A 13,624-nucleotide genomic window follows, 5' to 3' on the forward strand; every position below is an offset into this window, starting at 1 on the left:
AGACGCCAATTCCATGTCTCGTGCTTACCCGCAAGGCGCACCTTCAAGCACATGGCAGAAAATCGTCTACCAGCATGCATTTCCATTTCCCAACCGGTTATACTTTCTGATATCTTAAAATAGACAAAGGTATTTATTTATGTCCCGGATTCGCGCAACCTCTGATTCCGAAGAGCTCCTGCGTGATCCTCAACTATCATAAGAAAAGGTGATCACATGAAAAAGATAGGTTTTATCGGACTGGGAACCATGGGAGCGCCGATGGCTTCCATACTGCTAAGTAAAGGATACGACGTGACCGTCTACAACCGCACGGCTGCCAAATGCGAGCCCCTCGTTGCCGCCGGAGCCGCATCCGCCGCCACGCCGCGCGAAGCCGCTGCCGGCCGCGACGTTGTCATCACGATGGTCAGCAATGACGATTCCATCCGCGAAGTGTACCACGGCGCGGACGGCATCCTGAACTCGCTCGACAAAGGCATGATCGTCATCGACTCCAGCACCATTTCCCCGGGACTCGTCAAAGAGCTTGCGGCTTCCATTCGCGAGAAAGGAGCCGAATTCCTCGACGCGCCGGTAACCGGAAGCAAGCCTGCGGCTGAAGACGGTACGCTCGTATTTATGGTCGGAGGCGAGGCTTCCGTACTGGAAAACGCCGCCGACCTGTTGGACGCGATGGGCAAAAAGGTTATCCATATGGGACCTAGCGGCAGCGGTTCGGTCGCCAAGCTGGCCCATAACACGATGGTCGGCATCAACAATCTCGCCTTGGCCGAAGGCTTTGCCATTGCCACCAAATCCGGCATTCCGGCCGACAGCTTCCTGGAGCTCGTACAACTCGGTTCGGCAGGCAGCAAGGCCGCCGAGCTCAAGGGCCGCAAAATCATTGAAGCGGATTTCAGCAACCAGTTTTCGCTTGCGCTGATGCTCAAGGACCTGAAGCTTGCGGCTTCCATGACGGATAGCGCTGGCATCCCGACGCCAATGCTCGACCTGACCAAGAACCTTTTTCAGGCTGGTCAAACGGAAGGCTATGGCGAAGAGGATCTATCGGCCGTCGTCAAATGCTATGAAGCCTGGATCGGGCAAACGATCGGCGGCAAGCCGCTGCAATAAGGTTTGCGTGCAGCCCATGAACGAATCATGCCTGCACGAATGGAAGAGAAGAAGGGTAAGATTGCCGATCAGGCAGTCTTACCCTTTTTCATGTATCCTTTTGTTCGCAAATCCCGCCAAGCAGACCCAGAACCTCACGGTTCCTCGGCCTCCTCGCGGATGCACGTTATTCCGCCGGATAGGAGCAGCAGTAATCCGTTACGCTGAACACTTCCAGAGCAAATTTGGAACGGGCAGGCACATGGAATGTAGCCGCTCCGTTAATCTCCTGCCAGGAATCTTCTCCCGGCAAAAGCACTTTAAGCTGACCCGAAAGAATCTCCATGATTTCCGGACCGTCCGTACCGAATTCATAAGTGCCTGGAAGCATGATGCCAAGCGTTACCTTGCTTCCGTCTTCCTGGATGACGGTCCGGCTGGTGACCTGACCGTCATAATAAATATTGGCTGCTTTCACAATGGTTGCATTCTTCAGTTGCGACATGAATACTCACTGCTCCTCATCTTATGGAACTTGATCTATGCAGGGGACAACGTTCTTACAGAAGCGCTTTGACGCGGCTGACAACGTTCTCCACCGTAAATCCGTATTCTTTGATCACGGTGTCGCCAGGAGCGGATGCACCGAAAGTCGTGATGCCGAGAATGTCGCCTTGATCGCCGACATAACGTTCCCAGCCAAAGGTTTGAGCCATTTCAATCGCAAGACGGGCTTTCACGTCAGGCAGAATGACGGAATCCTTGTAAGCCTGGTCTTGTTTTTCGAACAGATCCCAGCTTGGCATGCTGACAACCCGTACTTCGATGCCTTGTTTCGCAAGCTCTTCCTGTGCTTTGACAGCCAGTTGAACCTCGGAGCCCGTAGCGATAATTTGCGCAACCGGTTTGCCGTTCTTCGCATCGGCTACCACGTATGCACCACGCTTGATGCCTTCTCTTGCACCGTCAACCGTTCCGGCCAGGATTGGCAGGTTTTGACGCGTAAGGACGAGGGCAACAGGGTTCTCCTTGTTCTCTACCGCATAAGCCCATGCAGCGGAAGTTTCGTTACCGTCCGCCGGACGAATCACCGTCAGGCCCGGAATGATGCGGAGGGAAGCCAGTTGTTCGATCGGCTCATGCGTTGGACCGTCTTCGCCGACAGCAATACTGTCATGCGTAAGCACGTAAGTCACAGGCAGCTTCATGATGGAAGCCAGACGTACAGCCGGACGCAGGTAGTCGGTGAATACGAAGAACGTACCGCCGAATACTTTCACGCCGCCGTGCAGCATCATGCCGTTCATCGCTGCAGCCATGCCGAACTCGCGTACGCCGAAGTAAATGTTGCGGCCTTCGCGGCTTTGCGGGGTGAAGTTGGACAAGCCGTTCAGGTGAGTCATGGTGGAGCTTTCAAGGTCGGCAGATCCGCCCATCAGCTGCGGCACATTGTTCACAAGTCCGTTCAATGCCTTACCGGAAGCCACGCGTGTGGAAACGGCTTTATCTTCAACCGCATATTTCGGCAGATCGGCATCCCAACCCTCTTGAAGGTCGCCAGCAATCGCTCTGTCAAACTGGGCTGCAAGTTCGGGATATGCTTTTTTGTAAGCTTCGTACTGCTCGTTCCATTCCTTGTTCGCTTTCACGCCGTGTTCCTTCACTTTCGCGAAGTGCTCACGAACTTCAGCCGGTACATGGAAGTCTTCTTCGTAAACCCAGTTGTAGAAATCTTTGGTCAGCTTGGCTTCGTCGGAACCGAGCGGGGAACCGTGCGTACCGCCGTGGCCGCCTTTGCCTTGTTTGTTCGGGCTGCCGTAACCGATAATCGTTTTGACTTCGATCAGGGTTGGTTTTTCGGTTTCCTTCTGTGCCTCAGCAATCGCTTTTTCGATGGCAGGAAGATCGTTGCCGTCTTCTACGCGCAGCACTTGCCAACCGTAAGCTTCAAAGCGCTTCTGAACATTCTCGGAGAAGGAAAGGTTCAGTTCGCCGTCCAGGGAAATATCGTTGGAATCATAAAGGGTGATCAGTTTGCCAAGCTTCAAATGGCCTGCGAGGGAAGCCGCTTCGGAAGAGATGCCTTCCATCAGGTCGCCGTCGCCGCAAATCGCGTAGGTATAGTGATCCACCACTTTGAATTGGTCTTTGTTGTAGGTTGCAGCCAGCTGCGTTTCAGCCATAGCCATACCCACAGCCATCGCGATCCCTTGACCCAGAGGTCCGGTCGTTGCGTCAACGCCTGCGGTATGTCCGAATTCAGGGTGACCCGGAGTCAAGCTTCCCCATTGACGGAACTGTTTCAGCTCTTCCATTGGCAGATCATAGCCACTCAGGTGCAGCAAGCTGTACAACAGCATGGAGCCGTGTCCTGCGGACAGCACAAAACGGTCGCGGTTGATCCAAGTCGGATTCTCCGGATTGTGGTTCATCGTTTTGGCGAACAATTGATAGCCCATTGGCGCGGAACCCATCGGCATGCCCGGATGTCCGGAATTTGCCTTTTCGATGGCGTCGATCGCCAAAGTACGGATGGTGGTGATCGAAAGATTCTCGATGGTCGAGTTTTCTTTTTTGTCGATCGCTTGATTCTTGTCAGTCATGTTTATCCTCCTCAGTCACTCTGGGAAATTTAAAAAGCGGCAGCGATGCTGCTTCATAATCCTGGTCAAATCCACTACAATGAAATCAAAAAGAAAGCATCAAAAGCCTTCTCCCGCTTGCGGATTATGAAGAAGCTCCGCTTGAATGTTTCATTTTGACTTATTGTAACACTTGGCAGTCTTCTTTTCCATATCCTTTATCACGATTCCCTGCTGCGGCGGTCATTATGCGGCAGGATTTGACAAAATCCGGAGCGATCAAAAATCGTAATCTGCCGCCATTTAAAGCGGTCACATGCCGGACCGGACAGACATGGCTTGTCTACATAATTTGTCACAACTTTTTGCAGTACGAAAACCATCATCGGGAGGTGACGCTGGGTGGACAACCGTTTCAAAAGACTCGCTTCCTCGCCCGCGTTCTGGATCAGGGGGCTGTTCTGCGGTCTGATCAGCGGCGTAGGACTCGGCCTTTTTCTTAAAATCATCGAGCAAGCTTCCGGCCATCTCGTGTACCGGCTTTTGCTGAATGTCGACTTTGTTAGCTTTTTGCCGCCGAGGCTCCCGGAATGGATCGAATTCGCTCTGCACCTGATGGTCGCTCTCGCCATCGGCCTTGTCTATGCCTTTTGGAACAGCATCCTCGCTTACCCCCGGCCACTGCTCACCGCCACCGCGCTTGGCCTGCTGTCATCGCTCCTGTTCTTCCCGCTGGCCTCCCTATCTGATCGGGTGCCAGTGCCGGGCGACATGCAAGCTTTCGGCTGGTGGTTCGCTGGTCATCTGCTCTTCGGCATCCTGCTGTACGCTTCCAATCGAACAATGCAGCTGGTACCCTTCGCGAACGGTTCCGATAAAGCATAATCCTTTATCATTAACCGTAATGGAAAGAAAACATGCAGCGAAGCTGAAATGAAATCAAATTCTTTGAAATGAAATTCTAGGGATATGAATAAAGCAAGACCCGCGGTCACCTCAGGATCGCGGGTCTTGCTTTATAAAGGTATGAGTGCTCAGGCCTTGAGGCCAAGTGTGAAATTGCTCCTGGTTTAACATATCAAGCGCTTAGCAGAATTATCTCCATGAAGAGGATTTTTGATCTCCATTCCAGAAAACGAGCTGTTGGTAGTTGAGTTAGCTGTACTGCTCTAAGGTTAACCAAGTCTCATGCTGCCTGAGCATGTCGACTAAACCGTGTAAGATATACCCCGTTGATGTGCAGCGCATATGGGGCCAAACGGGCAAGATCAAGCGATGATCTTGCCTCTTGGCGCCGCTAGCGCGTATTGCGCTTGCGGGCGGCCAGCAGGCGGTCCATCGAAGCGGACCGCTGCTCCTCCTGCGGCGGGTTCGCATCCGCCGCCGCTTTCTTGCCCGGCCCGTCCGCAGGGGGCCGGGCCGGCGGTGCCGCGCGCGGCGGCTCGGGGCCCGCCGCGGGGCGGCCCGAAGCCGGACGCTTCGCTCCGGCTTCTTCCGCGGCACCGGCGCGTGCCTGCGGCTGCGCCGGTGCGGGCGGCGGCTGCGTTGCGCTGCCGCCGTAGAAGGCCGCCGCGCGTTCCTTGCGCGCGGCGAGCCTGCCGAGGCCGGCGTCCGGGGCCTGTGCCCCGCCGGCCGGCTGCGGCCGCCTGCGGAGCAGGGCGGCCAGGCGTGCGCCGATGCGGCCCCATGGGAGGGCCAGGCGGCGCACCGCGATGTCCGCGACCCACAGCATCAGGGCCGCGGCAAGCAGCGCGTAGCTGAGATCATGCAGCTCGCGGCTTGGACGAGGAGCAGCCGCAAACAGCTGCTCCGGCTTCTCCCAGGACAGGATACGCCCGCCGGTCATCTCGGCGAGTCTTCCCAGCTCCTGCTTCGCATCCCCGGTTTCGATCCGGTATTCCGGCGAATAAGGGACGATCAAACCGCTTGGCATCGCCACGCTCTTGCCCTCGCTGTCCTGGAGCGACATCAGGAAGGAGCCCGGCTGATCCACCGTGATTTCGCCGCTGTACCTTCCGGGTGATTCCTGAACCAGATCGACGGTGCTCGGCTTGAGTTCATCCCCCGTCACCACCGCCTGCAGCTGCTCCGGACCGCTTCCGGATGCGGCATTCACTTCCAAATGGACTTTATTGCCCTCTACCTGTGTCTTGACGTCGTAAGGCGAAGCGGCAAACTGCGGAAAGGTCCACTTCACCATTTGCGTCAGCACGTTCGAGAACGCCGGCCAGGACACCCAGTCCTTGGACCATTTCCCCATCATATCGCTCGTCCAGGCTACCGTGCGTCCCGAGCCGTACTGCCAGCGGGCCAGCAGCGGATCCGGTTCCGGACTCGTCAAGACCGTTTGAGCCGCCGGCTTGGCGGTCGTCCCCACGTAACCATAAATTTGCGGAACCCCGTTTTCAAACAATTTCCCCCAGTCCCCTGCATCCTGCAGAGCCGGCACGAAAGGCTTGTCCACGATATACGATTTGGATATCATGGCCGCCTCGCGGCTGAAAATCGCGGGAATGGACGATTCATCCTGCGCCATATAGAATCTGCCTTTGGCGCCGTCGGCAAGACTCTGCAGCAGGTTAACGTCGGAGTCCGTGCCCACCGCAACCGTGGACATCGTCATTTTCTCGTCCACCATCTGTGCAAGCAAATCCCCATACCCATCATTCCCCGCAGACTGGCCGTCCGTCATCAGAATGATATGCTTGCGCTGCGCCTGAACCTTCTTCAATTCCTCCACCGCCGAAGCGGCTGCCGGATAAATATCCGTTCCGCCATCGGCTTGGATGGACTGAATCTGCCCGATGACTTCATTCTTTTTGTTGTCCAGCTTCATCGGCGGAACAACCCACCAATTGCTCGAGTCAAAAGCAAGGACCCCTACGGTATCCTTCGGACGCAGCATCTCGACGGTACGGATGGCTGCTTCCTTGGCCATCTCCATCTTGTCGCCGGACATGCTGCCCGAACGGTCGATGACCAGAATCAGGCCAAGGGAAGGAATTTGCCGCTTGCCCTCCAGTTCCATCGATACCGGCAGGGCGCGTTCGATCGGCGTTTTAAAATATCCGCCCATGCCGAAGCTGTCCTCGCCTCCCACCATCATGAAGCCGATGCCATAGCTTTTTACGGCCTGCTCAATCATTTCCATACGCCGCTCGCCAACCTGGTCGCCGGACACGTTGTTGAAAATAATCGAGTCATACGCCGCATACTTCGCCATCTCGCTGGGCAGCAGCGCCGGGCTTGGCATGACATCATACTGAACAAGGCCTGAAGACAGCGCTGCGGTGAGGTTCGAGGACGTGTCTTTTTTGCCTTCCACGATCAAGACCTTCGGCGGGCCGTCGACCCGGGTAAACGCATACCCTGCGTTATTGGCCGACTGCAGGTCGCCGTCCATGAACACTTCCGCCCGATAGCGGTGAAGTCCGGTCATTTTCGCGAGCGCTTTAACGGCATACCTGTTTTCCCCTACCGTAACATCCACCTTTTGCCTGCCGATTTCACGGCTGTCTTCGTAGAGTCTCAGCTCGCCTTGGCCTTTATACGTGCTGCGGATCAGGACTTCGATCGAAAAAGCCTCGGCTTGATATAGCTTCTGAGGCACGCTCACTTCTTCTACCGACACATCCTTCATCTCTCGCGAAGGCGACTCCAGCACATCGACGGGTATGCCCTGATTTTTCAGCATCCGGCCGGCTGCCAGCATGCTGCCGACGTTTTCCTTGCCATCGCTGATCAGCACGATCCGGGAATCCGAGCGTCCATCAAGAAGATTACCCGCCAGCAGGAGCCCCGTCTCCAAATTGCTGAAGTCCGGATTCTGTGCCGCATTCAGGCGCAAATTCTGCGGCAGTTGATTCAGCAGCTTCTGTTCGTAAGCAGCCTGTAGCGAAGTGGATATGACACCCAGGGTATCATTTTCCTTCTTTCCGTCTGCCGAATTCAGCATCCACGCCTCCGCCTGTCCTTCCTGCGGCATGCTCGCAGACCGGTCCACGACATATACGACCTTTTTCTGCTGAAGAACGGTGTACGATTCCAGTCCTGATATGGCCAGGACCAGCAGCAACAGGACAACGGAGCGGAGTATGACGGCTCCCAGCTTGCGCCCGCCGGTCAGGCGGAAATCGGTTTTATAGGCAAAAAACATGATAGCGGCTAAAGGTACGAGCAGGAGCAGCAGCCAGGGGTGATTAAATTGAACGCCCACGCTGATACACCCCCCATTCCGCTAAAATAATAAGCAGGACCAATCCGGCAAGCAGCGTCGTCAGAGGTATCTTAGCCTTGCTGTTGGCCTCTTTCTCCGCTCCCGTCTCCCCGGCCGTTCCTGCTGCCGGTTCCTGGGTGCCGGTATTCTTCCCAATCGCCGCCAGGTTATCGTTGGTTTGTCCCTGCGCTGCTTCGTACGGGTCGGCAGCAGATTCGGCGAGATACTCCAGCTTCTCCCCTTTGCCGTTCACTTGTTCAAACGCATACAAGCCCGGAACAGGTGGAACCTGCTGCAAAGCATAAATTCCTTTGTCCCCGCTTTCGGCATCCATCCCCTGTACAGCGGCTTTCTTGGCCATGCCGTCCTTCGCGATCCAGCGTGCCGATACGGTATCTGCGGCGACGGGAATTTCAATCCGGGTCCCCGCCGTAAATCTGCCGAGGCTTTTCCCTCCGCTCCCCGTCAGCCATGAAACCGCCTCGTGTACGACGATCGGGAATTCCGATGATAACGGAAAATCCGTTTCCTGCAGATCAAACAAGAAGGACAGCCGCGGCTCCCCGTTATCGCTTCCTGCGATCACCGCAGGATGCTGGTCGATACTGACGATCGGCGTGGCCCAATCGGGAAGCTTGCTGTTGATGACGCTGCCGATATAAACCCCATTGTAGCTGGCATACTGGTTAACGGGATGACTGGCGAGCTTGGGCTGGGCGCCGTTCACGGCTACTTTGTTTCCGCTCCCGCCAAGCGTCCAGACCGGCGTGCGTTCAAGCAGCTTCTTCCAATCGCCTTGGGATGCAAAGCTCGGTGCGACTCCGTCGATCACGATCAGATCCGGCTTCGGATCAGGAACGGCTTGTTCGCCTGACGTGCCGGGAGACGTTTGTTCGCCTGATGGAGATTCTTCAGGCAGCGTCATTTTAACGACTTCCGCACCCGTGAGCTGGAGTCCCTTCTCAAGAAACCGGTTGCCTTGGGTCATCAATAAAATCCGCGGAGTATCCGCCTGTGCTGAAAAGGCGTACGCCTCGTTATCCGCCGCATAATCGTCAGCGCCTTCGATTTCCGCTTTGTACACCTCAGCCCCCGGCATAGCTTGAAAAGTGACTGTTGCCGATGCGTTTGGTTTAATCATTGTCGATGCTGTCTTAAGCAGCTTTCCGTCACCGTATACGCTCAGTTCGGCAGATTTCACCGCCGCACCGTGATTTTTCACGACCGCGACAGCCGTGGTTCCACCCGTCTCATCCTTTACGCCAAATTGCTGCAGCGAGAGGTTGGAGCCCCCTTTTGTTTCTATCGCCTTTACGCTCACCGGGGCTTGGAACGGAATGGACGACGGGTCGCCTTTCCACTGGCCATCCGTGAACACAACGACCTCGGCATCCTTTTCATCCCGCGTCAGAGCGGAGGCAAGCGATAGCGTCTCATCGTATGCTGCCTTACCGAAATAGGCCCGCAGCGAATCAATCGCCTGAACGGTGCGGCTGCGGTCTTTTTCCCGGGAAATGATCACATCCGGTTCCGCATTCATGCTGAGCAAGGTAATTTCGCTTCCTTTCGCGCTCCGGTCTATATAATCTTTCATCTCCTGTTTCATCTGCTCGAGCCTATCCCGGTCAAGCTGACCCGATGAGCCGCTTACCGTGGAGCTCATGCTTCCCGATGTATCCGCGACAAGCACGACATGCTCCTTCCCTCCGCTTGATGCAAAGTAGAAGGGTTTCATGAGCGCAAGCACAAGGAGAGCAGCGGCAAGCAGCTGGAGCCAAAGGAGGAGCCTGTTTTGCAGCTTCTGCCACGGACGGTTGGCCTCCAGGTTCTTCAGGACTCTCTGCCACAGCAAATGGCTCGGTACCTTGGTATCGAGAAAGTTGCGTTTGAGCAAATACATCGCAACAATTGCCGGTATGCTAAGTCCGAACCATAGCCCGAGCCATGAACCGATTCCCAATCGACTCCCTCCCTTCCCTAACGAATTCCATCGAATCAGGCACGAACAAGACCCGATGCGGCCAACACGCCGAACACGGCCTCCTGCAGCGTCATGTCGCTGGAAAGCGTAACATATGAAATGCCGCGTTCAGACGCTATTTTCCGAAGCTCATTCTGGTAATGAGACAATTCCTCGCGATACCTTTGCAGCACGCGGCCGGTGATTGCGACTTCCTTGCCGGTATTCCGTTCGCTGTCTACAAGCCGAAGATCGCCGCTCAGCTCCGGATCCACTTCTTCCGGCGACAGCACCTGCACAAGCACGACTTCCTGCCCGGCGCTTGCCAAGCGGGAGAGGACGCTTTCGAACGACGACTCGCTCTCGTCCAGCCACAAATCGGAGAAGATCCAGGTCATGCCGCTCAAACGAGGCACAGCGCCAGGCTCGCCAAGTGCCGATGATAAGCTTCCATCCGCCCCTGCGGGCATTTCCTGCAAAAACCGGAATAACCTCATGGCGGATCCGCGGCCCCGAAGCACTGGCAATCTGCCGTTTATCCGGTTGCTGTAGCAGTAAGCACCGACCCGCTCATAGGAACACAGTGCGATATAACCGATACTCGCAGCCAACCTTTTGGCGAACAGCAGCTTATTTTCCCCCTGGCTGCCATCGGCCGATGATCCGCCAAAGTCCATGGAGGCCGAGCAGTCGATATAAAGGCTGACCATCAGTTCCTGCTCATCCATGAACTGCCGCACAAAGGGTTTCCCTGTCCGCGAGTACACGCCCCAGTCAAAGCGGCGAATATCGTCTCCGGGCGCATATGGACGGTAATCGGCGAACTCGAGCGAAGACCCGAGCCTGCTCGAACGACGCTTGCCCTGCAGGGTTCCCGCGACCCGTTTGCCTGAACCGAGCGACAGCCGCTCAAGTCTCGCCATCCAATCCGGCGGCAGCAGCGGATCTGTAATCATGACCTTGCCCCAAGCGCCTGCAGCATTTCCTTAATGACCTCGTCTGTCGTTACGCCCATGGCCTGCCCTTCGAAATTCAGGAAGATCCGGTGGCGCAGCGCCGGAACGGCCACGGCGTTAATGTCGCTTTGAGCCAAATGCATTCGGCCCTGGCACACCGCCCGTACCTTGCCCGCCGAAATGATGGATTGTATGCCCCGCGGTCCGGAGCCGAAACGCACGTATTTTTTGACGCCTTCCGGTGCGGATGCTTCTTCCGGATGCGACATCATCAGCAGCCTTGCCGCATAATCGAGCACCTCATCCGCGACCAGTACTTCCCTCGCCCCATGCTGAATAGCCAACAGCTCTTCGGCTCCTGCCTGTTTCATGATCGCAGGCACATGGTTGGAGGTCGTTCTCTTCACGATCTCCTTGAGCTCATCCGCACTCGGATATGGAACCAGGATTTTAAGGAGAAACCGGTCGAGCTGCGCCTCCGGCAGCGGATAGGTCCCTTCGTTCTCAAGCGGATTTTGCGTTGCCAATACGAAGAAGGGGCTGGGCAGCCGGTGCGTCTCATTGCCGACCGTCACCGTTTTTTCCTGCATGGCTTCCAGAAGCGCGCTCTGGGTCTTGGGCGTAGCGCGGTTGATCTCATCCGCCAGTACGATGCTGCTGAACAAGGGTCCGCTCTGGAACGTCATTCCCGTCTCGCCCTGTTTACCGAAGGACATGATCTGCGTTCCCGTAATGTCGCTCGGCATCAAGTCCGGCGTAAACTGAATACGCGAAAAGGACAGGTCAAGCGTGTCCGCGATCGTGCGGACAAGCATTGTTTTCCCAAGTCCCGGAATGCCCTCCAGCAGCGCGTGGCCGCCGGCGAAAATGCACCAAAGCATCTGTTCGACGACCTCCTGCTGGCCGACGATGATTTCACCGATCTGGCCGCGCACGCGCGATATCGTTTCTTTCCAGGCTTCAGGTTGGATTAAGGTTTCCTGCATAAGTTGATGGACCTCCTGCTTCCCCAAAATGAAATGATGGTGCATCCGTTTTCCGGCGGCTACTGTACGAAGCGCCTGCCGCCCGAAGACTCCTCACGGATTCGGATTGATTCCCGTAAAATAATTCTCGACAAGGCTCTGCATCTGCTGCGGCAGCTCCTGCCGTCCCAGCGATTTTTTGGCCTCTGCCGCGTATTCTTTGTATACTTCCTCGTATGGACGGCTGGCTCCGTCTACAGCCGGAGAAACCCCGCCCTTCTGGATCGTGCCGCCCTGGCCTTTGAGCGGTCCTTTGTCGTTCTGCTTATCGCCGCTGCCCGCAAATTTACGCGGGGTCGTGACTAGATCGCGGCCTCCGGCTCCCAGACCGGCACCCGAGCCCCCGGCTCCCGAACCGCCTGAACCGCGCCCGCTGCCGGTACCACTGCCGCTGCCATTGCCCGAACCGCTGCCATTACCATTATTATTTCCACTGCCATTACCATTTCCACTGCCATTACTACTGCCCGCGCCGGAACCATTGCCCTCGGTTCCACGGGTTCCGGACGTTGCCGAATCACGATCCTGCGGATCGGCTTCACCTGCATCCTCAGCCATGGCGAGTGCTTCCGCGCTGCCGCCGCTGCTCCATTCATCGGATACCTGCATGCCAGCGGCGGTCATTTGCGAAGCCAGCCCAAGTCCTTGCGAGGCGAGCTTCGAGCTCATCGCGGAGGCCGCCGCCGATTGGCTGGAAGCCGCCGCCTTGGCAGCCAGCGCTTTGGCAAGAGCCTCCTCCAGCTCGCTCAGCGCCTTGTCTTTCTCTTTATCATTTGAATTCTCGGCCAGCGCCTTCTCCGTCTTTTTCAAGGCATCCTTCAGCGCCTGGGTTTCTGGATTCTTAGCCGCCTCTTCTGCCAGCTTACTCAGCGCTTCTCGCAGCTGCTGCTTCTGCTCCGGAGTCAGCTGCTTCACCTGCTGCTTGAACGTTTCCATCGACTTTTTCAGGTCATCTGATTTTCCGCTTTCCAGACTTTTGCCGAGCGATGCCATATTCGGAGCGTTCTGCATCTTTTTGCCGATATCCTTTACATTTTGAACGGCTGCGTCCTGCTTGGCTGCTGTTTTTTCCATTTCCTTCATCGTCTTTTCAAGCTCAGCAAGCGCCTTTTCCGGATCCTTCTGCGCAGCCAGCTTTTTTTGGAGCGCTGATAGCGAGTCCTCCAGCGGCTTCTTCACGGCCGGCTCCAGCTTCTGACTCTGTAACTGCTCTACAAGCTGCTCCGTCTTCTTCTGCTGTTCCTGAACCCACTCCTTCTGGCGTGCGGCTTCGGCGAGTGTGGCGTCCACCTTGTTCGGCAGAAGGGACAGCACGCCAGCGGCTATGAAAAGAATACAGGCAGCAATCGCTATTCCCTTATAGCTCGGGGAAGGAATCCTGCTTTTGAGCTGAGCCGTAAAGCTGTTCCCATAGGCTTCAGCCTGTGTGCGCTGCCACCGGACTGCCGCACCTTCCTGATCGGCGAAGGCGAGGGCCGTTACCATCATGTCGCTTCGCTCGGCTCCCCCCGTAGCCGCATCCATCGCCTGCGCAGCCTCATGCTCCTTGACGCGGTACAGCATCCCCCAGATTGCCCCCGCCAATATTCCCGTTAGCATAGCGGCTATCGCCATGGAGCGATAGGACGGAATAGGCCAGAACCGGGCAGCGAGCAGCAGCAGAACGGCACCGCCGAGTCCTGCGGCGAAGCCGTACAGGGTGTAGCGGATTAACCGGAACCGCTGAAGCCTTAAGCGGGCTTTGCCAATCGCGTGGCGGATAGCGTCCATAAGCTCCCTCCTTTTGATTC

Annotated in this window: 9 protein-coding genes; 2 read left to right on the top strand and 7 right to left on the bottom strand. The window is 56.4% G+C overall.

Translation table 11 applies throughout. The annotated features are described in order from the left end of the window. Positions 1 to 216 precede the first annotated feature (216 nt). Positions 217 to 1,116 carry an NAD(P)-dependent oxidoreductase gene (locus ACTHPM_RS14455; protein WP_440395665.1) on the top strand — a complete coding sequence of 300 codons (900 nt, stop codon included), beginning with the start codon at positions 217 to 219 and terminating at the stop codon, positions 1,114 to 1,116. A 166-nt stretch (positions 1,117 to 1,282) separates the two neighbouring features. On the opposite strand, the gene ACTHPM_RS14460 is transcribed toward ACTHPM_RS14455, so the two are convergent. Further along, entirely contained in the window at positions 1,283 to 1,600 is a 318-nt protein-coding gene (locus ACTHPM_RS14460; RefSeq protein ID WP_440395664.1) for a pyrimidine/purine nucleoside phosphorylase, read from the bottom strand. A gap of 55 nt (positions 1,601 to 1,655) precedes the next feature. Then, a complete protein-coding gene (gene tkt / locus ACTHPM_RS14465; protein ID WP_440395663.1) occupies positions 1,656 to 3,698 on the bottom strand; it encodes a transketolase in 2,043 nt (680 codons plus the stop codon). 381 nt (positions 3,699 to 4,079) lie between these two features. Here tkt and ACTHPM_RS14470 point away from each other — a divergent pair, with 381 nt between their 5' ends. Next, the gene (locus ACTHPM_RS14470; protein ID WP_440395662.1) at positions 4,080 to 4,562 is read left to right on the top strand and encodes a hypothetical protein; all 483 of its coding nucleotides are present in this window, start codon (positions 4,080 to 4,082) and stop codon (positions 4,560 to 4,562) included. A 412-nt stretch (positions 4,563 to 4,974) separates the two neighbouring features. On the opposite strand, the gene ACTHPM_RS14475 is transcribed toward ACTHPM_RS14470, so the two are convergent. From ACTHPM_RS14475 to ACTHPM_RS14495, 5 genes are all read right to left on the bottom strand, one after another. Further along, positions 4,975 to 7,893, bottom strand: a complete 2,919-nt coding sequence (locus tag ACTHPM_RS14475) for a VWA domain-containing protein (protein WP_440395661.1) — start codon at positions 7,891 to 7,893, stop codon at positions 4,975 to 4,977. After that, the gene (locus tag ACTHPM_RS14480) at positions 7,877 to 9,853 is read right to left on the bottom strand and encodes a vWA domain-containing protein (RefSeq protein WP_440395660.1); all 1,977 of its coding nucleotides are present in this window, start codon (positions 9,851 to 9,853) and stop codon (positions 7,877 to 7,879) included. Before ACTHPM_RS14480 ends, ACTHPM_RS14475 begins: the two co-directional genes overlap by 17 nt. Before the next feature lie 35 nt (positions 9,854 to 9,888). After that, positions 9,889 to 10,809, bottom strand: coding sequence for a DUF58 domain-containing protein (locus tag ACTHPM_RS14485; RefSeq protein ID WP_440395659.1), 921 nt, complete (start codon positions 10,807 to 10,809; stop codon positions 9,889 to 9,891). Then, positions 10,806 to 11,795, bottom strand: coding sequence for an AAA family ATPase (locus ACTHPM_RS14490; protein WP_440395658.1), 990 nt, complete (start codon positions 11,793 to 11,795; stop codon positions 10,806 to 10,808). Before ACTHPM_RS14490 ends, ACTHPM_RS14485 begins: the two co-directional genes overlap by 4 nt. Before the next feature lie 93 nt (positions 11,796 to 11,888). After that, positions 11,889 to 13,604, bottom strand: coding sequence for a phage tail tape measure protein (locus ACTHPM_RS14495; protein WP_440395657.1), 1,716 nt, complete (start codon positions 13,602 to 13,604; stop codon positions 11,889 to 11,891). Positions 13,605 to 13,624 lie beyond the last annotated feature (20 nt).

Origin of the sequence: Paenibacillus sp. SAFN-054 (assembly GCF_051966755.1) — a bacterium.
Taxonomy (GTDB): domain Bacteria; phylum Bacillota; class Bacilli; order Paenibacillales; family Paenibacillaceae; genus Paenibacillus_AQ.

Bases quoted from the DNA above. Each gene is read 5' to 3' on its own strand.
- ACTHPM_RS14455 (WP_440395665.1), top strand. From the start codon at position 217: ATGAAAAAGATAGGTTTTATCGGACTGGGAACCATGGGAGCGCCGATG.
- ACTHPM_RS14460 (WP_440395664.1), bottom strand. From the start codon at position 1,600: ATGTCGCAACTGAAGAATGCAACCATTGTGAAAGCAGCCAATATTTAT.
- tkt (WP_440395663.1), bottom strand. From the start codon at position 3,698: ATGACTGACAAGAATCAAGCGATCGACAAAAAAGAAAACTCGACCATC.
- ACTHPM_RS14485 (WP_440395659.1), bottom strand. From the start codon at position 10,809: ATGATTACAGATCCGCTGCTGCCGCCGGATTGGATGGCGAGACTTGAG.
- ACTHPM_RS14490 (WP_440395658.1), bottom strand. From the start codon at position 11,795: ATGCAGGAAACCTTAATCCAACCTGAAGCCTGGAAAGAAACGATATCG.
- ACTHPM_RS14495 (WP_440395657.1), bottom strand. From the start codon at position 13,604: ATGGACGCTATCCGCCACGCGATTGGCAAAGCCCGCTTAAGGCTTCAG.